The 22,056-nt window shown below is 42.9% G+C and carries 18 protein-coding genes; 16 read left to right on the forward strand and 2 right to left on the reverse strand.

What is annotated here, in order from left to right; all coding sequences use genetic code 11:
* The first annotated feature begins 10 nt into the window (after nucleotides 1–10).
* The 3 genes from JUB15_RS08470 (at nucleotide 11) to JUB15_RS08480 (ending at nucleotide 4,405) form a co-directional block, all read left to right on the forward strand.
* A complete protein-coding gene (locus JUB15_RS08470) occupies nucleotides 11–1,477 on the forward strand; it encodes a complex I subunit 4 family protein (RefSeq protein WP_207512019.1) in 1,467 nt (488 codons plus the stop codon).
* A gap of 102 nt (nucleotides 1,478–1,579) precedes the next feature.
* Nucleotides 1,580–2,965, forward strand: a complete 1,386-nt coding sequence (locus JUB15_RS08475; protein ID WP_207512020.1) for an NADH-quinone oxidoreductase subunit N — start codon at nucleotides 1,580–1,582, stop codon at nucleotides 2,963–2,965.
* Between the two features lie 165 nt (nucleotides 2,966–3,130).
* The gene (locus JUB15_RS08480) at nucleotides 3,131–4,405 is read left to right on the forward strand and encodes an ABC transporter permease (protein ID WP_207512021.1); all 1,275 of its coding nucleotides are present in this window, start codon (nucleotides 3,131–3,133) and stop codon (nucleotides 4,403–4,405) included.
* Nucleotides 4,406–5,015: 610 nt separating this feature from the next.
* Here JUB15_RS08480 and JUB15_RS08485 read toward each other — a convergent pair.
* Nucleotides 5,016–7,550 carry a zinc-dependent metalloprotease gene (locus JUB15_RS08485; protein WP_242696247.1) on the reverse strand — a complete coding sequence of 845 codons (2,535 nt, stop codon included), beginning with the start codon at nucleotides 7,548–7,550 and terminating at the stop codon, nucleotides 5,016–5,018.
* 123 nt (nucleotides 7,551–7,673) lie between these two features.
* Between JUB15_RS08485 and JUB15_RS08490 the strand changes: the two genes are divergently transcribed.
* The 10 genes from JUB15_RS08490 (at nucleotide 7,674) to JUB15_RS08535 (ending at nucleotide 16,821) form a co-directional block, all read left to right on the forward strand.
* Nucleotides 7,674–7,988, forward strand: a complete 315-nt coding sequence (locus JUB15_RS08490) for a hypothetical protein (RefSeq protein WP_207512022.1) — start codon at nucleotides 7,674–7,676, stop codon at nucleotides 7,986–7,988.
* A 99-nt stretch (nucleotides 7,989–8,087) separates the two neighbouring features.
* Complete coding sequence (locus JUB15_RS08495; protein ID WP_207512023.1) at nucleotides 8,088–8,954, forward strand: MotA/TolQ/ExbB proton channel family protein; 867 nt, start codon at nucleotides 8,088–8,090, stop codon at nucleotides 8,952–8,954.
* 106 nt (nucleotides 8,955–9,060) lie between these two features.
* Nucleotides 9,061–9,720 carry an ExbD/TolR family protein gene (locus JUB15_RS08500; protein WP_207512024.1) on the forward strand — a complete coding sequence of 220 codons (660 nt, stop codon included), beginning with the start codon at nucleotides 9,061–9,063 and terminating at the stop codon, nucleotides 9,718–9,720.
* Between the two features lie 36 nt (nucleotides 9,721–9,756).
* Nucleotides 9,757–10,302, forward strand: coding sequence for an ExbD/TolR family protein (locus JUB15_RS08505; RefSeq protein WP_207512025.1), 546 nt, complete (start codon nucleotides 9,757–9,759; stop codon nucleotides 10,300–10,302).
* Between the two features lie 55 nt (nucleotides 10,303–10,357).
* Nucleotides 10,358–11,194: an energy transducer TonB gene (locus JUB15_RS08510; protein WP_207512026.1), complete on the forward strand. Its 837-nt coding sequence runs from the start codon at nucleotides 10,358–10,360 to the stop codon at nucleotides 11,192–11,194.
* Between the two features lie 515 nt (nucleotides 11,195–11,709).
* Nucleotides 11,710–12,540: an energy transducer TonB gene (locus JUB15_RS08515; protein WP_207512027.1), complete on the forward strand. Its 831-nt coding sequence runs from the start codon at nucleotides 11,710–11,712 to the stop codon at nucleotides 12,538–12,540.
* Nucleotides 12,541–12,841: 301 nt separating this feature from the next.
* Nucleotides 12,842–13,672, forward strand: coding sequence for an energy transducer TonB (locus JUB15_RS08520; RefSeq protein ID WP_207512028.1), 831 nt, complete (start codon nucleotides 12,842–12,844; stop codon nucleotides 13,670–13,672).
* A 255-nt stretch (nucleotides 13,673–13,927) separates the two neighbouring features.
* Entirely contained in the window at nucleotides 13,928–15,313 is a 1,386-nt protein-coding gene (gene mnmE, locus JUB15_RS08525) for a tRNA uridine-5-carboxymethylaminomethyl(34) synthesis GTPase MnmE (RefSeq protein ID WP_207512029.1), read from the forward strand.
* Between the two features lie 220 nt (nucleotides 15,314–15,533).
* A complete protein-coding gene (locus JUB15_RS08530) occupies nucleotides 15,534–16,355 on the forward strand; it encodes a hypothetical protein (RefSeq protein ID WP_207512030.1) in 822 nt (273 codons plus the stop codon).
* A gap of 94 nt (nucleotides 16,356–16,449) precedes the next feature.
* Nucleotides 16,450–16,821 carry a helix-turn-helix domain-containing protein gene (locus JUB15_RS08535; RefSeq protein WP_207512031.1) on the forward strand — a complete coding sequence of 124 codons (372 nt, stop codon included), beginning with the start codon at nucleotides 16,450–16,452 and terminating at the stop codon, nucleotides 16,819–16,821.
* Between the two features lie 156 nt (nucleotides 16,822–16,977).
* Here JUB15_RS08535 and JUB15_RS08540 read toward each other — a convergent pair whose 3' ends face one another.
* On the reverse strand, nucleotides 16,978–17,253 hold the full coding sequence (locus JUB15_RS08540; protein WP_207512032.1) for a hypothetical protein: 276 nt from the start codon (nucleotides 17,251–17,253) through the stop codon (nucleotides 16,978–16,980).
* 720 nt (nucleotides 17,254–17,973) lie between these two features.
* On the opposite strand from JUB15_RS08540, the gene JUB15_RS08545 reads away from it, so the two are divergent.
* From JUB15_RS08545 to JUB15_RS08555, 3 genes are all read left to right on the forward strand, one after another.
* Nucleotides 17,974–19,122 (forward strand): site-specific integrase, encoded by a 1,149-nt coding sequence (locus tag JUB15_RS08545; RefSeq protein WP_207512033.1) that lies wholly within the window; start codon nucleotides 17,974–17,976, stop codon nucleotides 19,120–19,122.
* A gap of 318 nt (nucleotides 19,123–19,440) precedes the next feature.
* Nucleotides 19,441–19,722 (forward strand): helix-turn-helix transcriptional regulator, encoded by a 282-nt coding sequence (locus tag JUB15_RS08550; protein WP_207512034.1) that lies wholly within the window; start codon nucleotides 19,441–19,443, stop codon nucleotides 19,720–19,722.
* Nucleotides 19,723–19,724: 2 nt separating this feature from the next.
* Entirely contained in the window at nucleotides 19,725–21,995 is a 2,271-nt protein-coding gene (locus JUB15_RS08555) for a DUF3987 domain-containing protein (RefSeq protein WP_207512035.1), read from the forward strand.
* Nucleotides 21,996–22,056 lie beyond the last annotated feature (61 nt).

Consider the following 22,056-nt stretch of genomic DNA (forward strand, 5'->3'; position numbering starts at 1 on the left):
AGAAATTATAATGATACCTGTTCTGCTGATAGTTATTCCTTTGGTGAGTGGTTTACTGGCTTTCCTGATAAAACAGGAGAAGAACGTAAAAGTATGGTCACTATTAACATCGCTTGTTACAATGGTGGTTGCCATACTCGGCATAGCTGTGTTTCACAAACCCGAATACCTGCATACCGATGTTGCCTGGTTACCAAACCTTAACAGTAGTTTTTCCCTTACCATGGATGGTATGAGCAAGCTGCTGTGCCTGCTCACCGGTATTGCCTATCCCGGAATATTTATCGCAACCTGGCATTCAACTTATAAGAATCCTCATCAGTTCTATGCATTGATGCTGTTGATGCAAACCGGTTTGTTAGGGGTATTTGTAGCATCAGACGCGCTGCTGTTCTACTTCTTCTGGGAACTGGCGCTTATTCCGGCTTACTTCCTGTGCTCTATCTGGGGCGGTGAACGGAGAGTGGCTGTTACCTTTAAATTCTTCATTTATACGTTTGTAGGCTCCCTGTTGATGCTCGTGGGCATTATCTGGGTGTATATGCATACACCGGATCACTCTTTTGCCATGACCTCTTTTTACAAGGTGAACCTGCCCGGTAATACGCAAGGCTGGTTGTTCTGGTTGTTCTTCCTGGCCTTTGCCATTAAAATACCACTTTGGCCTTTCCATACCTGGCAGCCCGATACCTATGAGCAATCGCCCACGGCGGTTACCATGGTATTGAGCGGCATCATGGTTAAGATGGGGGTGTTTGGCATCCTGCGCTGGCTGGCGCCCGTATTACCGGTTGGTTTGTGGGGCTATGGCGATCCCGCCGCTTCTATGTGTGTGATCGGGATGATCTATGCCTCTGTTGTGGCCATGCAGCAGGACGACCTTAAACGCCTGGTGGCTTATTCTTCCATAGCCCACATGGGCCTGATGGGACTGGCCATTTTCGTTACTTCATCAATAGGTATTCAGGGGGTGATGATCCAGATGTTCAACCACGGTATCAACATCATCGGTATGTGGATCGTGGTTGAGCTGATCGAACGCCAGTTTGGAACCCGTAAGATGAGTGAGTTGGGCGGACTGGCCCAGCAGGCGCCTTCCCTGGCCATCATGCTCGTGGTAGTTTCCCTGGCCAATGTGGCCCTGCCCCTGACCAATGCCTTTATTGGTGAGTTCATGATGTTCAATGGCGTATTCAGCTCCAAGGCTTCCAACTATCATTACATCTTTATGGTGGTGGGCGGTATCAGCATCATTCTGTCGGCTATTTATACTTTGAATATGATCCAGAAAGTATTTTATGGCAACACCAGCAGCTTAACTGCCAATGCCCGCGACATCCGGGTAAATGAAAAGTTTGTGCTGGCTGTATTGTTGATAGGCATCGTGATAATGGGAGTTTATCCCAAACCAATGATCGAAGCAACAAAGCATGCGGTAGATGCCATTTATTCAAAGATGTTTATCAAATTACCATAAGCGAACTAATAAATGTGCAAATGTGATAATGTGCAATGCGAAAATGAAAAATACTGTATTCCATTGGCACATTGGCTACTTTGCTAATTTTCAAATTGATCTATGAATGCAATTGTAATTTCGGCTGTTCTGGGTGTAGTGATGATGTTTTGTGGCGTGTTCACGAATAGTAAACCTGCTGTGCGTTTTGTAGCTATTATTGGCCTGTTAGGTTTGCTAATAGCCAACGTGCTCGACATGGGCGGCTATCATTTCTTTAATGTGAACGTAAACGGTATGCTGGCCTTCGATATTTTTGGCCTGCTGTTCAATACCATCGCCTTTGCCGCCACCTGGATCTATTTCCTGCTGTCGGGCCGCGATATGGAACGCGTAGGCGTAAACCTGGCTGAATACTTTGCATTGATATTCTTTGTTCTGTGCGGTATTGCCATTGTATCGGCCTTCAATTCCCTGCTGATGCTGTTCCTCGGTATCGAGATCATTTCTATTCCATTATACATTTTAACCGGAAGCGATAAACGCAATTTAAAAAGCAATGAGGCAGCGCTGAAATACTTCCTCATGGGAGCTTTCTCTACGGGAATCATGCTGATGGGTATTACCCTGCTTTATGGCGCAAAAGGAAGCTTTAATATGGAAGTGATCCGCTCTGGCACTACGACCTTAACGCCTATGCTGGCAGCCGGTTTATTGCTGCTGTTATTCGCTATGTCGTTCAAGGTATCGGCTGTACCCTTCCACTTCTGGACGCCCGATGCATACGACGGGGCACCCACGGTGTTCACGTCTTTCATGGCAACCATTGTAAAGGTGGCCGGCTTTATTGCTTTCATCCGTTTGTTCGAAGGCTGTTTTGGCGAAGTGCACAAGCAATGGCAATTGCTGGCCGCTATTATTACGGCTGCCACCTTGTTCATCGGCAATATCACCGCTGTTTTCCAGCAAAGCGTGAAAAGAATGCTGTCTTACTCCAGTATTGCACAGGCCGGCTTTATGCTGTTTGCCCTGGTGGCCATGAATGAAACCGCTAAAGAAGGCTTGATCTTTTATGCAGCCGCCTACAGCCTGGCTACCATTGGCATCTTTGCCGTGCTGCTGAAAATGAAGGATTATACTTTTGAAGGCTTTAACGGGCTGGCCAAGCGCCAACCGGTGCTGGCTGCTACCAATACCATATTCCTGTTATCATTGGCCGGTATACCTGCTACCGCTGGTTTCTGGGCCAAATTCTATATGTTATCAGCCGCCATCAATAATGGCAATGTAATGTGGCTGGTTATCGTTGGCGTATTATGTGCCGCTGTGAGCGTTTATTATTATTTCCGCGTAATTCAGGCTATGTACTTTAAAGACGGCGAGCCCCAGGAAATTGAAACTTCCCGCGGGTTCAAAGGGTTACTGATCGTGATCGCGGCGGTCGTAGTGCTGCTGGGTATCTTCCCGCACTGGCTCATTAATCAGTTGTATTCTTTCTTTTATTTGTAGTATAGTATAGATAGATAGCGAAATTTATAAACTGTGCTTTGTTAGGAGTGCCACGTCTCTAAGACGTGGCACTCCTCTTTAAGACGTGGCACACCCCTTTTACCTTTCATCATTCTTCTTCCTGCGGGCCCGTAATATTTCTTACATTAGGCATACCAATTCAGCATGACAATTCGCGATACACTTTCGCTGTCTTTTCGTACGGTGCGCAGCAACCGTTTACGTACGGGTATTACAGTGGCCATCATAGCCCTGGGCATTACCGCGCTCATAGGCATCAATACCGCCATTGTTGCCATTCAGCAAAAATTCCTCGAAAGCTTCTCGTCAATGGGTGCTACCGGCTTCACCATCCGGTACCAGGAGCCGCGCCGCAACTTCAATAACGATGAAATAAAAAAAGAGAAAAAGGGGGCGAAAAAAGAGAAGAAATCGAGCATGGGCAAGATCATTACCGAAAAGCAGGCCGAGGCGTTTAAGGAAGCCTATCAGTTTCCGGCGATGGTAAGCACCAACCTCATGGGTAGCCGCAATGCGATCATTGCCTATAAAAACGAAAAGACCAATCCCAACGTATGGGTAGTGGGCGGTGATGAGAATTACACCAATTTAAATGGCTTTTCTGTGTTGTATGGCCGCGACCTGAATACACTGGATATTCAAAGCAGCCGTAATGTATGTTTGATAGGAAAAGATGTAGCTACGCGTTTCTTTGGCGAGAGTTATGAACGGCCCATCGACAAGATCATTCGCATTAATAATATTCCGTTCCGCATAGTCGGAACGCTGAAGCCGAAGGGATCAACCTTTGGGCGCAGCCTTGATAACATTATCATTACTTCTTATACAAACGTTCGCCGCTATTTCAACAGCAATCCCAATGCATCCTTTAATATCCAGGTGAAGGTGCCCGATATTAAATATATGGATGGCGCTATAGGCGAAGCTACCGGCACTTTCCGCACTATCAGGAAACTAACGGTCACGGAGAGCGATAATTTCATGATCGACAAAAGCGACAGCATTGTCGAAATGCTGCTGCGCAACCTGAGCCTTATTACCATGGCCGCTCTGCTGATAGGGGTGATCACCCTGGTGGGCGCCGCCATAGGATTAATGAATATTATGCTGGTGGCGGTTACTGAACGCACCAAGGAGATCGGACTGGTTAAAGCCATTGGCGGCAAGCGAAAAAATGTGCGATACCAGTTCCTCTACGAATCTATCATCATCAGTTTACTGGGCGCTGCCATCGGCATTGTGCTGGGCATTATTTTAGGGAATGTGGTTGGTATCCTGCTGAGCACCAGTTTTGTGATCCCCTGGAACTGGGTATTTACCGGGGTTATTATTTGCTCGGTAGTTGGCTTGCTGGCCGGCTTATATCCTGCCATCAAAGCCGCCCGGTTAAACCCGATCGAGGCATTGCGGTACGAGTAACCCAGTGGGGAACAGACAATCGGCAATAGACAATGCGCAATATCCAATTGGCAATTAGACAAATGTGAAATGCTCGTGGCGTATTATCCCACCCACTAACGGCCTTCCCAAAAAGTTGGTGGCGGATGATTTATAGCTGGAAATGGGGCGTTAATAGTTTTTAGCGTATGGTATATAGCTACAAACGGGTCTCCGGGAGTTTGTGGCGTATGGTTTATAGCTGACAACGGGACTGTAAGCGTTTGCGTCGTATGATTTATAGCTGGAAATGGGTCGGTAATAATTTTTAGCGTATCATTTCCGGCTGGAAACAGTATGAAATTAGTATGTGGCGTACGGTTTCTAGCTGGTAACAGGGTAAAAATAGCTTGTGGCGTAAGGTTTCCAGCTGAATATGAGGTGCGAACAGCTGTACATGGGTCGAAAACAATTTTTAGCGCCCCGCTACAAACTATTTCCGATCGGTTAAATCGCTGCAGACTCCCAAAAAATGGAAATAAAAAAGGTCCGAAAATGGTTACCCGCTTTCGGACCTTCTATTTTGATATACTCTGCTTGTTTGCTTCAGCCCCTTTAAGGGCGGGAGATAAATCCCCCGTTTGCTTCGCTATTATCTCGGATTCAACACCCGGTCGATCCGCTCGCTCAGGTCCTGTAAATGGTACCGGCTCATTCTGTCGGTATACGCCGGGATAGCTGCGGCGATCTCCGCTTTCAGCGTACGTAATGTACCACGAGCTACAGAAATGATATCGGTCTTCTTTACATCTACCGACGGACCAAACGTGATGGTGATACCACCACCACCACCGCCAGCCGGTGAAGGAGTAATGGTAGCCAGTGTGCTCAATCTTTCTACAAAAGATTTTTGCAGGTTGCGGCGGTAATTGTCAATAGGCGCACGGGCCGGCAGTTCACTCCAGATCCCTTTTTTCAGGTCGTTCATAAACTCGTCGATGTGATAAGCATTCGCATCGCGGTTGGTAGACGTGATGAGGCGCTGTAAACGCATCGTGTTTAACAGGGCGCCCAGCCAGGTATCCTGCAAACTGCTGATCTTGTCCTCTGTAGGAGAAGTTACTTTCTCCATAATCGATTTATTCAGCAGCCAGGTCGGCGTGGTGAACAGGTTCCTCTGCAAGAAGGCCAGGGCTTCTTTTTGCACTGCTTTAGGCACTACAGTGTACACGGCGCCATCCTGTTCGGTAGTTTTCAGATCAGTATAAACACCGCCGATATGAGTAACTGCATGGCCCATATAGCGGCTGAAGGTGTTATATACTTCATCATACACGCCATCGAGGCTTTTATAGTTCTCGCCTTTTTCATTCAGCCATTTAGGCAATTGCGGAACGATCCATTTCAGGTTCTTGATGCCATACTCATTGGCCTTCATGTTATCGTCGCCCAGGCTCTCGGTCTGCGCGCGGGGATCAACGCCATCGGCATGTAAAAAGCGCAGGCGTTTATTGCCATAACGGCTTTTTACCCAGTCATTTAATATATCTTTTTCTTCTTCCTCGGTTTTGCCGGGCAGCAGTTTGTAGCCCCATTCAATAGACCACAGGTCGTATTCTCCGATGCGGGGGTACAAACCGGCGATGCCGACTTTGTCTTCCGGTTGGGCTACATAATTAAAGCGGGCGTAATCCATAATGGAAGAAGTGTGACCATGTTCTTCAACCCAGGCTTTATCGCGCAGCTTTTCAACCGGTGTGGCCGAAGAAGCGCCCATGTTGTGCGGCAGACCCAGGGTATGGCCTACTTCGTGGGATGATACAAAGCGAATGAGGTCGCCCATCAGCGAATCACTGAAACGGCCTGTGCGGGCGCGGGGATCGCTGGGTGAAGCCTGGATGAGGTACCAGTTGCGCAGCAATGACATTACATTATGGTACCAGTCGATATGCGATTCCAGGATCTCACCGCTGCGGGGGTCATGCACGTGCGGACCGCGGGCATTGGGGATCTCGGAGGGTTTATATACTACAGCAGAATAACGGGCGTCTTCGAGGCTCCAGGTGCTGTCTTCCTCGGGCTTGGGGGCTCTGCGGGCCATAATGGCGTTCTTGAAGCCGGCCTTTTCAAAAGCCTTCTGCCAGTCGTTAACACCCAGGATCAGGTAGGGGATCCATTTTTCAGGCGTATTGGGATCAATATAAAAGATGATGGGTTTTTTAGGTTCCACCAGTTCACCCCGTTTGTACTTTTCCATGTCTTCCTCTTTCGGCTCCAGTCGCCAGCGGGTAATGAGGCTGATGTCTTTTACACCTTGAGGATCGGCGTCAAAATCAGTGTATTCAGTAGTGAAATAGGCTACGCGGTCGTCATAAAAGCGCGGCCGCATAGGCGTCTTGGGCAACAACACCAGCGAGCTGTTGAGCTCGAACGTAGCGTTGCCGGCAGGCGCTACCGGCATGCCCGGGAACGGACTGGGCGCCGGTGTTTTATTATAGGTCTTAACTGTTTTGATCTCGGTATTGATGGGGAAGGTCTTGATATCAGAGATATACGATTTATCGAGTTGAACGCCACCAATGCGAAGTGATGATTTAAAGTAAGACGCAAAGAACAGGATATCGTTATCGCTGTTAATGAAGTCGGTTACGTCAATCACAAAGCCGGCACTGTCATTAGAAAAAGCTTTAATATCGAAAGCGGCAGCGATGGGTTGAATATTGCTGTTCTGAACCGATTTGTACATGGGCTTGGATGAATCCTTGGCATATACAGAGTAGGAAATATTGCGGAGGAAGATCTTGTTGTTCGGACCTTTTTCAAAGCGGATCACATTTTCATTGATCTCATCACCGGCATAACCAAAGAAACCGGCGCGGGTATTGATGGGTGCTTTGGAAATACGGTTCACTACCAGCACATCCCTGCCTAATAAGGAATCGGCCATTTCGAAATACCATTTGTCTTCCTGTTTGTGCACTGTAAAAAGGCCTTTGCGGGTATTTGCCTTGCCAGTGATCACTTCTTTGTAAGGTTTCGGGCCGGTTGTAGGCGGTTTGGGGGCGGCAGTCGGGCGTTTGGCAGTATCGGCTGCAGGAGCAGGGCTACCGGATCTTTTTTGTTGTGCAAATGACATTACACTACAGCAGCCTAATACCACCAGTAAGGAAAAACATTTTTTCATCATTAATAGTAATTGTTTTTTAGAAGTTCAGATGAATTTTAATGGATACTTAATTTCATAGCTCGGGGTCGTTGAAAATCGGTATTACGCTATCCATCTGAATGATTAAACCATTGCAAAAAATTAATGGATGAAGGTAGCAAAATCCTAATGTGTGAAGATGCTGGCGCGTTACCGCTGATCAAAAAAGTATTATATGGCGTTCTTATAGACAATAGGCAACTGACGATTGGCAGCAGGCAGGCCATTACCGATACTATTTGGCAACCGGCCAGCCTGCAGTCAGGTTGGAAGCTTGCACATTGCCTGTTGGTTCAAGTGCTTGTTTTGTTTCTAATTATGCCCTATATTGTTGCCGTTCTATTCAATCAAATCGCCTGTTTTTTAGGCGACCATTTAAGAAATTTCTTAACTTGTGAACCTTATCAAAATTTTTCTTGATCTTTTTGATCAAGTGAAAAGACTTTTTCCTTAGAATTGTGAGCCCATTTAGAATCTACTGATAGCTTAAAATTTATAAAACACTAAAAAAACACAATCATGGCTGAAACAAGACCCGTTGCGACTGCAACCGCAGCGAAGAGTAGTACATCCGTTCAACCAAAAAAGAGATCCAATGCCATTTCATGGGTAGCCCCTGTTGTTTGTATCATCGCCGGTTATGTTATCTGGCGTTTTCTCCTCGGAGATCCATCCAACTTTACTCAACCAGATCCAGCCGGTGGATTTTGGCCTCATCATAAAGGACCTAAAGGTGGTTTGGTGAGAATGTATGAAGGTGGTATTATCGTACCTCTGCTGATCGCAACATTTTTAACAGTAGTTACTTTCGTTATTGAGCGTTTGATGACCATTCTGAAAGCTACCGGTACTGGTAACATTGCAGAGTTCATCCGCAAAGTACAATATCACCTGGCTAACAAAAATGTTGACCAGGCTATTTCTGAGTGCGATCGTCAAAAAGGAAGCGTTGGTAATGTGATGAAAGCCGGTCTGCGCAAGTACAAAGAAATGATCTCTAATACTGAGCTGGATACCGAGCAAAAAGTATTGGCTATTCAAAAAGAAGTAGAAGAAGCTACAGCACTGGAACTGCCTATGCTGGAGAAGAACCTGGTGTTCCTGTCTACTATCGCCTCTGTGGCAACCCTGTTGGGTCTGTTAGGAACGGTATTAGGTATGATCACTTCATTCGCTGCCCTGGCTTCTGATGGTGGTGGTGGTGCTGCCGCTGAGTTATCAAGAGGTATCTCTGAGGCCCTGTATAACACGGCCCTGGGTATCGGTACTTCAGCGATCGCGATCATCATGTATAACATCTTTACAACCAAGATCGACTCTATAACTTATGGCATCGATGAGTCTGGTTTCACCCTGACCCAAAGCTTTGCATCTCTGTACAAATAATCAGCATCCCCAAAATGGGGAAGCTTTTTTTTGAAAAAAGTGCATGTGATGCATATGGAAATTGGAAGAAAGTGAATCTTATACCAGAATCTGAAATAATTATAATATGCCTAAAGTAAAAATGCCGCGAAAGAGTACCGCTGTGGACATGACCGCGATGTGTGATGTGGCATTCCTGCTGCTTTCTTTCTTCATCCTGACCACCAAGTTCAAATCGCCTGATGCTGTGGAAGTTGTAACACCAAACTCGGTGTCAACCAAACCGGTAGAGGCCAAGAATGTGGTGCAGGTCATCATGGACAAAGAGGGGAAAGTGTTCTTCTCTGTTGGTGATGAAAGCGTGGATGAAAAAGCGCAGATCATTGATATGGTCAATGAAGGAAAAAGCCTGAATTTGACCGATCAGGAAAAAGCTGCCTTTACAAGATCCGGTTCGTATGTAGGCGTTCCATTTGCCATGTTGAAGTCGTACCTGCAATTATCGCCCGACCAGCTGAAGAATTACAAGGCGCCGGGTATTCCAACAGATACCGCTAACAACGAATTGGTCGTATGGATGAATGCTGCCACCCGTGCCTTCTCAGGAGCCAAAATGGCCCTGATGGTAAAAGGTGACAACAACGCCAAGTATCCGTCATTCAAAGGGGTAATCGACGCATTTAAAAGAAATGAGATCTTTAAATTCTCGATGGTAACCAACCCTGAGGGAGTTCCTGAAGGTACCGCACTGGCCACGAAGAGAGCAACCGGTGCTAAAGAGGAGTAACAGCGAATTAAATTATTAACTTAAAAAAAGTGCGATATGGCAGAAATGGATACCTCCTCCGGTGGGGGAGGACATAAAAAAGGCCCGGGCGTTAAGAAGGGGAAGAAACTTTCTACGCGCGTTGACCTTACGCCGATGGTGGATCTGGGATTCCTGCTGATAACGTTCTTCATATTCACCACTACCATGAGCCAGCCTACGGCCATGAAGCTTTTCCTGCCGAAAGACACCGAAAAGCCCGAAGAGCAGAATAAGATCAAAGCGTCTGGCGCTTTGTCTATCATGCTCGGTAGAGGAAATGGAGTATATTATTATGAAGGCGAGTTAGCAGCAGATGGTTCCAACTTCAAATCAAGTAACTTTAAAGATATCCGTCAGGTTATCATCAATAAAAAGAAATCTACTAACCCGCAGGATTTTGTAGTGGTAATTAAACCCGGCCCCGAGGCTACCTACAAAAACACCGTTGACATGCTTGATGAAATGACCATCAATGATGTTAAGCGTTATGCGATGGTAGATATTTTCCAAACTGAACTTGATTTGATGAGAGCTACCGAAACAAGTGGCGGCGTTAAATAAAAGTTGCTTTATGGAATTTTATATTCTGTGCATCTAATTACAAAGATTTTTTAATATGGAAGTCAATAAAATATTAAGCGCTGATGTTCTTGACATCATCTTCGAGGGCCGGAATAAGGACTACGGTGCTTATGAACTGCGCAAAACCTATAACAGGCGATTGATCACATCGCTGCTTATAGTTGGTGCACTTTGTCTTCTGATGTTTATAGGATATCTCGTATCCTCTTTACTGGAGACAAAGGAAGACGTCAATAAAGTGGTGGTGCAGGACGTGCAGCTCGAAGAAATAAAACAGGAAGAAAAAAGGGAAGAGCCGCCACCACCGCCTCCGCCCAAACCACCAGAGCCACCAAAAGTGGAAATGGCTAAATTCACACCTCCCAAGATCGTAAAAGATGAAGAGGTAAAAGAAGAGGAAAAGCCACCAGAAGTAGAGAAACTGGAAGAGACCAAGATCGGTACCATGAACCAGGAAGGTCAGAAAGACGAAGGTATTGTGGCTCCTCCCGTTGAAGATGCCGGAAAAGGGGTTGTGGAAGCTCCCAAGAAAGAAGAAGAAGACTGGGATAAAACCTTTACCAAGGTAGAAATTGAGTCGGAGTACCCCGGTGGAGCAGCCGCCTGGCAGCGCTACCTGAACAGGAACCTCCGCTATCCCCAGGAAGCTATCGATAACGAAGTACAAGGTGCAGTAGTAGTACAGTTCATCGTGGACAAAGAAGGTAATGTGAGTGATGTTGAAGCCATCAGCGGACCCAACGAATTACGTGGTGAAGCTGTTCGCGTAATCAAGAAGAGTGGTAAATGGACACCAGCTGTGCAGAACGGACGCCAGGTAAAATCGTACAAGAAGCAACCGATCGTTTTCCGTCTCGAAGCTGAAGGATAAGCTAACCCTGCTTTGGAAAATAATTTAAGTCCTCTCTATTACAGAGAGGACTTTTTTGTTTTTATAGCCATCAATCTAATGTGATGATCCCGACCAGAGCCGGGACAAGTTGTGATGATGTGATAATTCGATAATGAATACAATTTTACTTTGAAACTAATAATTAATAGCAGACATCAAGGCATGTGCTAATGTTCTAAATAGCTGATGTGCTAATGAAATACAGATACACCTTACGCTGCAACATGCGATTTCATTACCTGCGACGCATTTACGATGAAGCTTCCATGCTAACGCTCAGGCCTATACCTTTCCGATCTCCATATCTTTTTTTCTCATCTTTCAATCTACAGTGTGTTTTCCATTATCACATTATCGAATTATCACATTATCACATTAGCTAATTAGCACATTAGCTAATTAGCACATTGCCTTCTTTAGGGCTCAAAGCAAACATTTGAGACATGGCTTTGTGGAAACCACCATGGCCTGCATCTTAATAATAAAGTATCGCCATGGAAAGTTCAACCATTCTAACGGCAGATGTACTCGATATCATCTTCGAGGGACGCAACAAGGATTATGGCGCTTATCAGCTGCGGCGCACGTACAGTAAACGATTATGGACGTCCATTGCCGTTATGTTATCAGTAATTCTTTTATGCTGTATCGGGTTCGTCTTTGCAGGAGGAAAGAAAGAAAAATTAACAACCATTATTCTTCCGCCTGATCTTGCACTGGAAAAAATTCAGGAAGAGAAAAAAGAAGAGCCACTCCCGCCGCCGCCCCCACCCAAACAACCAGAACCGCCTAAAATGGAAATGGCAAAATTCACCCCACCCAAAATTGTGCGCGATGATGAAGTGAAAGAAGATGAGAAGCCGCCGGAAATGACAAAACTGGAAGACACCAGGATCGGAACAATGAACCAGGAAGGATTGAGAGATGATGGTATAGTAGCCCCGCCTGTTGAGGATGGCAATAGGGGAGTGGTAGTAGCACCACAGAAAGAAGAAGAAGACTGGGGCAAAACCTTTACCAAAGTGGAAATAGAATCTGAATACCCCGGAGGACCAGCTGCCTGGCAGCGTTTCCTGAACAGGAATCTTCGGTTTCCACAGGAGGCTATTGATAACGAGGTGCAAGGTACTGTACTGGTACAATTCGTAGTAGATGTCGAGGGCAACGTAAGTAACGTTGTGGCCATTAGCGGACCGGAAGAATTACGTCCGGAAGGAGTGCGCGTTATTAAGAAAAGCGGTAAATGGACACCAGCCATACAAAATGGCCGCCAGGTAAAATCGTACAAGACACAGTCGATCCTTTTTCGTCTTGGAGGTGAATGAAGAATAAACACAACGGTGATATACATTGTTTCAAGTCCTCTCAATGTTGGGAGGACTTTTTTATAATGTGATAATTAGATGATTTGATAATTTGATAATGAATACAATTCTTTGAAACTAATAACTAATAGCGGCTTCAATTATGCAAACTCATACAATAATGATTGGTTTTTGTTTTCCATTATCACATCATCATATTATCACATCATCACATTATCACATTGAGAAGAGGGTTTGCTTGCAAATAATTGGATGGTTATGGAATTGATTAGTGTATGCGTCTTAGTAATAAAGCAAGCATATGGAAACTTCTACCATTCTAACCGCAGATGTACTCGATATTTTGTTTGACGGACGTAATAAAGAATATGGCGCTTATGATTTGCGGCGCACATATAATAAACGATTGGCAATGTCCCTTACTGTTATGTTGTTGGTTACCTGTATGTTGTTCATTGGTTTTGCATTTGCCGGCAAAAAAACAACCGTAGCAAAAGAGTTTATCATTGGGCCGGATGTTATACTGGAGCCGCCGCCACCGGTGGAGAAGGAGATAAAATTGCCACCACCACCGGCTAAGCAATCGCACCCGCCTGTACAGGTGCAAACGCTAAAGGTTACACCACTCCGCATCGTTCCGGACGAACAGATACCACAAACTGAAATGCCGCCGGTAGAAGCCCAGGAGCATGTTAAAATTGGTTCCAAAACAATTGATGGCGTGCCCGAGGGCGACCTGGTGATCGCTCCGCCGGGTGATGTGCAGGGACAAGGGATCATTGAACGGCCGAAGAAAGAAGATAGAGCTGATGACGGGATTTTCCGGAAAGTGGAAATTGAATCGGAGTATCCTGGCGGCCTGGCAGCCTGGCAACGATTCCTGTACAAGAATCTGCGGTATCCGCAGGAGGCTGTTGATCAGAATATCCAGGGAGTGGTAGTGGTACAGTTCATAGTAGACAAAGAAGGCAATGTGAGCGATGTGGAAGCGGTGAGCGGTCCGCAGGAATTGCAGGCAGAAGCCATCCGTGTTATCAGGAAAAGCGGCAAATGGACGCCTGCCATTCAAAATGGTAACAAGGTGAAATCTTACAAAAAGCAGCCTGTCGGGTTCAGAATGGCTGAAGAATAATAGCAACGGTTTTCTAAATGGGTCTCAGTTTTTACTGGTGTCACGGTGCAAAGCCGTGGCACTTTTTTGTGTCTTACCAACCACCCCGGGAACGATGCCAGTAGTCTTAATGCCGGAACCGCGAACTGGCGCTGCGAACTTTGAACTTTGAACTTTGAACTGTGAACTTAGAACTGTGAACTGTGAACTCCCAACCGGTAACTGCCTTCTGCCCATTTATTGTATTTTTGCCCTCATTCAAACAAGGATATAGCTATGCAGGGAAAATCAATAGGCTGGGAGGATACCATCGTAGCACTGGCAACCGCGCAGGGAATTGGCGCTATTGGCGTAATACGCCTGAGCGGCCGGCAGGCGTTCGATATCATCAATGGATTATTTTCCTCCAAGGACCTGACCCGGCAGCCTTCCCATACCCTGCATGTTGGCTATTTGAAGGAGAATGGGAAGGTGCTCGATGAAGTGGTCGTATCGCTGTTTAAAGGCCCAAAATCGTACACTGGCGAAGATGTGGTAGAAATATCAGGGCATGGTTCCCCCTTCGTTTTACAGCAGATTATACAGGCCTGCGTGAACCAGGGAGCGCGGTTGGCCAAACCCGGAGAATTTACCCAGCGCGCCTTTTTAAATGGCAAGCTCGACCTCGCGCAGGCTGAAGCGGTAGCCGACCTTATTGCCAGTAATACAGAAGCGTCGCGCAAGACCGCCCTTCATAATATCCGCGGCGGTTTTTCAGAACGCCTGAAGAACCTGCGCGAACGGCTGATCATGTTTTCCGCGCTCATAGAGCTGGAGCTCGACTTTTCCCAGGAAGATGTAGAATTTGCAGACCGCACCCAGCTGTTCAACCTGTTGACCGAAGCGCAGCAAACCACGCAGCAGCTGGCCAACAGTTTTCAGCTCGGCAATGTGATCAAGAACGGCGTGAGCGTAGCGATCATTGGAAAACCGAATGCCGGTAAATCGACCCTGCTCAATACCCTCCTCAATGAGAACCGCGCCATTGTAAGCGACATTGCCGGCACCACCCGCGATACCATTGAAGAAGTGCTGAACATCGATGGCATCCTGTTCCGGCTCATCGACACAGCCGGTATCCGCGAACATACCCACGATGTAATAGAAAGCATCGGGATGGAAAAGGCGCTGGCCAAAATGCAGCAGGCCGATGTGGTGATCTATCTGTTCGATGTGAATGAAGTCAACGCCGTTGAATTGCAGTCCATCGTCGATGAACTGAATAGCAAAAAAAGGAAATACATCCTGGCTGGTAATAAATCAGATATCTTGCCTGAAGCCAGGCTGCGCGAGAAATTCAGCTCCATTCCCGGTATTATCTTTATTTCTGCCAAAGCGAACGCGCATACGGAAGTATTAAAGGAAAAGTTGGTAGACCTGGTGTTGCAGGGCAAAATACAGGCCGACGATACGATCATTACCAATGCCCGCCATTTTCATGCCTTGCAGGAAGTGTTGCAATCGCTGATCGATATCCGAAATGGATTGGAGAACAAGATCCCCGGCGACCTGGTGGCCCTCGACATCCGCCGCTGCCTGCATTATCTCGGTGAGATCACCGGCGAAATTACAACCGAGGATCAGTTAGATTATATATTTAGTAAGTTTTGTATTGGGAAGTAACCGCATATACGTGTAATGCGGGGTTTACGAGATTTTCACTGATTCTGAAAGATTTACATTTGCCTTTCATTGTCTTTTTCTGCCTTTACTAGCCGTTTTCTTGTTGTGATTTGGTTACTACTTAAAAATTACGGGAATTTCATGGTCACTACTGTGGAAAATTGATACGGTATGATACGCAATGATACGGTATGATACATTAATGCTTAATATTTTGTCTATGAATGATGATGATAAAAGATATCTTAGGTTTAACGCAGTATATATTATTGACTCATTGAATAATGATGAGATGCAAACGGGTGAAGCACTGCATGGTATATTGCGGTACATTCAATACAAAATAGAATTTCTAAAATGCAAACTATTTAAGGTTAATAGCAAAATTGAATTAATACAATTGTTTAAGGGATTAAATGAAGAAGTTCATGCTTATGGTACACATCCCTTTTTGCATTTTGAAGTTCATGGTTCAAGAGAGGGATTGGTGTTAAACTCTAATGAGGCTGTGTCATGGAAGGAAATTGCAGATTTATTAAGGGATATAAATATTAAGACAAGAAACAACACAATAGTTTCGCTAGCCACCTGTTATGGTGGTTTTATTTATGAAAGCATATTACCTTCTTTGCCTGCGCCTTTTTTTGCAATTATTGGTCCGTGGAATCCTGTCACTTCGGATGAGATTATGGCAAGCTTCACTCGGTTTTTTGAGTTTCTTTTTGCTACAGAGAATTTAAATGATATAGATTTTGATCTTGCTGTCGAAAAGTTGAATGAGAATAACGATTTAACTGAAAAATTTGGTTTTTATCATGCCGAGATAGTTTACGATCGGATAGTGTCTGAGTATGAAGAAAAATTAAAAAATCCTGAAGAGTTCAATAAGCGAGTTGAAAGCATGGTTGAGTTTGGATTAAGAATTGAAGGGATTACAAATAATATGACCTTAGGCGAGATGCGAAAAGCATGTGAACTATATCTTAAGAATCCGAATTTAGTTAGGCAGAAAATGAAAAGCGACTTTCTTATGCGTGGATAAATCAAGCCAGTTTCAGTATAGCCAATTGTGTTGCCTTATAAGGTTTTTAAAAGGATTTTTATGCTACTAATAGTGACAATCACAAATACAAACTATGAGTAGCAATATACGAATTGAAAAAACCTGCGAATTCTGTAAGAAAGACTTTATTGCAAAGACAACCGTTACACAATGCTGTTCTGACGATTGCGCAAAGCGATTATATAAGAGAAAGAAAAGAGATGAAAAGATCGCACAGGCTAATTTGAAAACTGAAATAAAGCAAAAGCCCAAGGCATTTATTACAGAAGATCAAATTAAGCTGATTAATGTCAAGGCAATACTTACACTTAAAGAAGCTGCGACCCTACTCAATATATCCGAACTCACAATGAGGAGGTGGGTGCTATCCGGTAAAGTAAAATCTCAAAAGGCAGGTAAAAAGCACTTGATTCTTCGTGCTTCCCTTCCTGTTAAAGAGTTATAGTGAATGCTTCACATTAACTACTAAGAAATGATGTGGTTTTATAAGAGTGAAATAACACCTAATCCTGCAATTTACAGGACGATATACGCGGAGCACCGGGCAGAGTTGGGTACGGTGAAATTTCAGTAATCAATTAGTATTGTTCAGCCCTACTTTTTATTCCTTTTTGGGTTGCTTATTCATCTCGATAAAAACAGCCTCAATTAATAACTCAAGTTGAGAATAAAAGTACAATAGCGTATCCCGGCTTTTGCCTTCAGAATAATTTGGGTGATTAGTAGTAAGAACAGCTTCTACCATATTCCATAATTCCTGCCGTACATCTGAAAGGTGAAAGTTTAAAAAGAAGTCTTTTATTACTTCTTGCGGGCTCTCATTTGTTAAGCGTATAGGTTGATTGTATATGTCAGGGCGATTAAGAAAATGATTCATATAATTTTTGCATGCACTATCGCAACAGTTTTTGTTCTGTACAACAAGAACGTTATTATTAATCTAAACTATTTCCTACAAATCCCACGATTCCTACGAGTCATCCAATATTTAAAGCTGGCTCATAAAAAGTGCGAGCCTTAATAAATCTATTTACTTTTTTAGATGGCTTTTGTTGTGCTTAGGTAAAGATAGCCGTAGAAATGGGAGGATAACCCTTTTATATTCAGTAACATATATTATGCAGTATACTATGATTCTCAGAATTAAAAGGCAGTGATTGTTTATCGATGATTCAAAGGTGTTGCAGCATTTATTTTTAAAGTATAAAAAAGCATGTAACCTAGTAAGTAATAAGCGAATATCTGATACAGTTATATCATGTTACCTGATATGAAATTATTGGTGTTTTTATGCATAATAATTGCCAATTTCAGAAAGCTGTATTTAAAGGTAATTCTATCGGTATAAAACGAGGAATTGTAGGAAACGTAGGAATTATAGGAAAACCGCGGTAAAACGAAAATTTGGCGTTTTAAAACGCTTTAAACCGCCATTTACTTTTATCTATTTGCCTAATTCGAAGGTATTTTCTAACGTAGAAAGTACTGAATACTGGTTTGATCGTGTAAAACCCGCGTCAATAGGGTGAGCTGTTGTTTGATTGAGAAATTCATCTGAAGGTTGTGGCAAAATTAGTAACAAATAAAGCATTTTGTCATGAAGATTTACTTATTGAAACGTAAAGGTAGACTTTCTTCTGAAAACGAGAAAAAAGGTAAAAGCAGAAAGATCAGTTTATACCTGGCATATCATTTCAGTACAGGCCAGAAACGCGAATATGAATTTCTCGATTTATATCTATACGATAAGCCGAAGAACAATCTTGAAAGAGACCATAACAAAGAATCGTTAAAGCTGGCAGAAACAATCAAAGCGCAGAAAGTTATTGATTCGCAAACAACAGCACATGGTTTTGTAAGTAGCGTTAGATCGAAGGTTGGATTTTTATCGTACTTTAAAAAATTAACAGAGAAGCGTTTTGATTCAGGGGGAAACTATGGTAATTGGTTAAGTACTTATCAACATTTACATGATTTCTGTAATGGAAAGGATATTGCAATCGAAAACATCGACGACCGTTTTCTTGAATCTTTCAAGGAGTATCTATTATCGTGTAAGACCCGCAAAGGCAAAGGCACTGCTAAATTGAACCAGAATTCGGTTTTGTCGTATTTTAATAAAGTGAGAGCTGCATTACGGGAAGCGTATCAAAACAGAATGATTAAGGAAAACCCGTCAACCAGAGTTAAATCGGTTAAATCAGCAGAAACCCATCGACAATTTTTGACGTTAGAAGAATTACAGCAATTAGCTAAGACAGATTGCGAACTGCCGATTTTAAAAAGGGCTTTTCTTTTCAGTGCATTGACAGGCTTGCGATTCTCGGATGTAAAAGCGCTTCGATGGGAGAATATTAAGTATAGTGAAACCGATGGATGGTCTTTACAGTTTACCCAAAAGAAAACAAAAGGAGCAGAGATATTACCAGTATCAGAGCAAGCTATTAAGATGTTAGGGGAGAAAAAGAATTCGGGAGTCGAAATATTTGACAGTCTTGATTATAGCGCATGGAATAATTTGAAGTTGAGAGAATGGGTTATGACTGCTGGGATTACAAAGAAGATAACCTTCCATTGCGCAAGGCATAGTTTTGCAACGTTACAGCTTTCGATGAATACAGATATATACACGGTTTCAAAGTTGTTAGGCCATAGGCATTTGAAAACAACGGAGATATATGCGAAAGTGATTGACAAGAAGAAAATAGAAGCTGCTAAGAAAATGCCAGAGTTGATAGCCTTTTGAAAAGTTAAATAAGAATTGCGGGGAGTGAACATTTTGCAGTTTACTCCCTTTGTTTTATATTTGTTATGCAATGCTTTAATAAAGTACAATTTTACGTAGCTTATCGTCTAATTCCGATTTAAACAATCATTACACACAGACACTTTTTCGCTACATTACCTCGTACAAAACTCGCATTGAACCTAACTAAAGAGATCCTTTAGGTATTCTAAAAATTCACATCTACATTTTATTGGTTTTTATTTCAAGTGGTGAATATTTCTGTTCACTGCGGCAAGAGGTATTGTTTTGTATTCATTAAATATTAAAAATAATTATATGGGTAATGCGATTTTGCAGGAACTGCAGGAAATTAAGCAGCTTCTTGCTTTACAGAAACGAGTTTTAAATCTGAATGAGTTCTGTACGTATACTGGCATTTCAAAAGCATATGCATATCATCTTACATCAACTGGTAAAGTAAAGTTTTACCGGCCCTTTGGCAAAATGATCTATTTCGATGTGGAGGATGTGGTTGAGTTCTTAAAGCAAAACGCTGCAGAAACAAGTAACGTAAAATCGAAGGCAAACAAATATTTCATTGAACAATTAAATAAGTAAACATGAAAACGACTTTTTATAAAAAGAATGAATTTATTACAGCAACTAATGGTGGTATAGATTTCTATCAATTTGTTATTCCTGATTTAGAGTTTATTGATGAAGATAAATGTAAAAATACCTATAACCCTTTTTATGGGGATAAGAATCCGTCTCTTAGGATCTATTACAATAATGAAAATGAGAAATGGCTTTTCTATGATTATGGTGATACCGACTATAAAGGTGATGTGTTCGATTTTGCAGCATATTATTATGACCTGGATGTGAGAAAAGATTTCGGAAGAATTATGCAGAAGATGGCCAGTGATCTTAAAGTAAAGTTGGAGGCGGAAGACGTGCCATTTCAACAATATGACTATGACTGGGAGGATCTTTTATTTAATTATCAAGGTGAGCCAGAAGATTACATTGCATGGTTAATGGGTTTTGAAATAATTTATCGTGGTAGTGACAATGGTCTAAACGATGCTCACAGGTTTTTTTCTAAGTACGGAATAACAAAAGATGTGCTGTCAGAATATAATGTACGGTCAGTGTTATCGTATAAGTGGGTTGATCAGAAAGGTAACATAAAGCATAAGTATTATACGAAAGGAAGATTTGTTGCTGGTTATTGTGATGCTAACTTTACCAAACTCTATTCTCCTGATCCTAAAGCCTTCTGGTATGTTGGCAAGAAAACCAAAAACTATATTTTTGGGTTTGATCAAATTGAAAGGCGGAGACGTAAGAAGCAAATTTATCGGGATACATTAATAATAACTGGTGGCGAGAAAGATGTATTGACCTTATCAAGTTTAGGTTTTGATGCAGTTTGTTTTAACAGTGAAACAGCGGTAGTACCTATAGTAGCAACTGAAGTTTTGTTTCACTGGTATAAAAGTATTGTCGTTTTATACGATATTGATGAAACAGGAAAGAAGCAAGCAGAAGCAATTGTCAATAAGTATAAAGGTGAGTTCAATGTATCTGCTTATAATTTGCCCAATGAACTATTAGATTTAGGCGGGAAAGATGTTTCTGATTATCTGCACTTAGGAATGAATGTAGAGCAATTGAAAAATGGGCTTGAGCATAGAGCGCACAACAACTGCTCTGATATGATAAGCGAACCAACTGCTACAGATTTATCCGACAATTCCCCTTATCTGCCCAGTGACATATACGAAAATCTACCTGAATTTTTACAAATCTTATGTTCTCAGTTTACAGATAAAAGAGATAAAGAACTTATTCTGCTTTCCGCTTTAGGGGTAACAAGTTCTTTATTGCCCACGATTAAAGGCATCTATGATGGAACAAAAGTGGGTTGTAATCTTTATTTATTTGTTTCCGCTCCCGCATCTTCTGGCAAAGGTGTAATGATGTGGAGTCGAGCACTGGGAAACAAGGTTCAAAGATTTTTAAAGGAGAAGTACCAAAATGACCATAAAAGATATTTGGCTGATATGGCCGATTATAGGCAAAACGGTTCCTGCAATCCGGATGCTGATATGCCTGAAGAACCTCAACAGAAAACGTTATTCATTCCCGCCAATAGTTCAGTATCAAAGATTACTCAACTGATGGGTGCTAATAATAATTTTGGTGTAATTTTCGAAACTGAAGGCGATACACTTACTCAAGCATTTAAGAATGATTGGGGTGATTTCAGTGATATACTACGACGAGCATTTCACCATGAAACTGTTTCAATGGCTCGGCGAGGTAACAATGAATATATTGAAATAGAGAAGCCGCATTTATCAGTTGTGTTAAGCGGCACACCTAATCAAATAAGTTCATTGCTGGAAAGTGTTGAGAACGGATTTTTTAGCAGATTTGTTTTTATTGATTTTAAAGCGCCAGTTGTCTGGAAAGATCAGTTTGGTCAGCGTAATAATGATATTGAAGCGTTTTTTGATAAAGCTGCCGACTATATGTTAGAGCTATGGAAGGATCATTATGGAGGTTTTGATACAATTATTGATTTTACCAAAGAACAGATTAATCAGTTAAACCAGTATTTTAGTGCTAAGTTACAACAATTGTATAGTGAACATGGTGAACATATTCTCGCGAGTGTTAAACGTACCTGTTTAGTTTGCTATAGAATAGCAATGATATTTTCTGCATTTCGCCACCTGGAAACGGCTGACAAGCTGCCAAAGAACATAGTTGTTGATGACAAAGATTATAGAGTTGCAGTTCAAATCGTTGATACACTTTTATATCATCTGAAGACGGTATATTCTGGATCAAGTCAAATTGTTGGGGGATTAGGTTGTTAAGCATAGATTTTTTGGAGTCTAAATAAGAAGAAATTAATATCCCGAACTCCCCGTGCAGAAG

Origin of the sequence: Longitalea luteola, assembly GCF_017356035.1 — a bacterium.
Taxonomy (GTDB): domain Bacteria; phylum Bacteroidota; class Bacteroidia; order Chitinophagales; family Chitinophagaceae; genus Niastella; species Niastella luteola.

What these genes read in the sequence shown, in the direction of transcription:
- JUB15_RS08470 (WP_207512019.1), top strand. Translation starts at nt 11, where the DNA reads ATGATACCTGTTCTGCTGATAGTTATTCCTTTGGTGAGTGGTTTACTG.
- JUB15_RS08475 (WP_207512020.1), top strand. Translation starts at nt 1,580, where the DNA reads ATGAATGCAATTGTAATTTCGGCTGTTCTGGGTGTAGTGATGATGTTT.
- JUB15_RS08480 (WP_207512021.1), top strand. Translation starts at nt 3,131, where the DNA reads ATGACAATTCGCGATACACTTTCGCTGTCTTTTCGTACGGTGCGCAGC.
- JUB15_RS08485 (WP_242696247.1), bottom strand. Translation starts at nt 7,550, where the DNA reads ATGATGAAAAAATGTTTTTCCTTACTGGTGGTATTAGGCTGCTGTAGT.
- JUB15_RS08490 (WP_207512022.1), top strand. Translation starts at nt 7,674, where the DNA reads ATGGATGAAGGTAGCAAAATCCTAATGTGTGAAGATGCTGGCGCGTTA.
- JUB15_RS08495 (WP_207512023.1), top strand. Translation starts at nt 8,088, where the DNA reads ATGGCTGAAACAAGACCCGTTGCGACTGCAACCGCAGCGAAGAGTAGT.
- JUB15_RS08500 (WP_207512024.1), top strand. Translation starts at nt 9,061, where the DNA reads ATGCCTAAAGTAAAAATGCCGCGAAAGAGTACCGCTGTGGACATGACC.
- JUB15_RS08505 (WP_207512025.1), top strand. Translation starts at nt 9,757, where the DNA reads ATGGCAGAAATGGATACCTCCTCCGGTGGGGGAGGACATAAAAAAGGC.
- JUB15_RS08510 (WP_207512026.1), top strand. Translation starts at nt 10,358, where the DNA reads ATGGAAGTCAATAAAATATTAAGCGCTGATGTTCTTGACATCATCTTC.
- JUB15_RS08515 (WP_207512027.1), top strand. Translation starts at nt 11,710, where the DNA reads ATGGAAAGTTCAACCATTCTAACGGCAGATGTACTCGATATCATCTTC.
- JUB15_RS08520 (WP_207512028.1), top strand. Translation starts at nt 12,842, where the DNA reads ATGGAAACTTCTACCATTCTAACCGCAGATGTACTCGATATTTTGTTT.
- mnmE (WP_207512029.1), top strand. Translation starts at nt 13,928, where the DNA reads ATGCAGGGAAAATCAATAGGCTGGGAGGATACCATCGTAGCACTGGCA.
- JUB15_RS08530 (WP_207512030.1), top strand. Translation starts at nt 15,534, where the DNA reads ATGAATGATGATGATAAAAGATATCTTAGGTTTAACGCAGTATATATT.
- JUB15_RS08535 (WP_207512031.1), top strand. Translation starts at nt 16,450, where the DNA reads ATGAGTAGCAATATACGAATTGAAAAAACCTGCGAATTCTGTAAGAAA.
- JUB15_RS08540 (WP_207512032.1), bottom strand. Translation starts at nt 17,253, where the DNA reads ATGAATCATTTTCTTAATCGCCCTGACATATACAATCAACCTATACGC.
- JUB15_RS08545 (WP_207512033.1), top strand. Translation starts at nt 17,974, where the DNA reads ATGAAGATTTACTTATTGAAACGTAAAGGTAGACTTTCTTCTGAAAAC.
- JUB15_RS08550 (WP_207512034.1), top strand. Translation starts at nt 19,441, where the DNA reads ATGGGTAATGCGATTTTGCAGGAACTGCAGGAAATTAAGCAGCTTCTT.
- JUB15_RS08555 (WP_207512035.1), top strand. Translation starts at nt 19,725, where the DNA reads ATGAAAACGACTTTTTATAAAAAGAATGAATTTATTACAGCAACTAAT.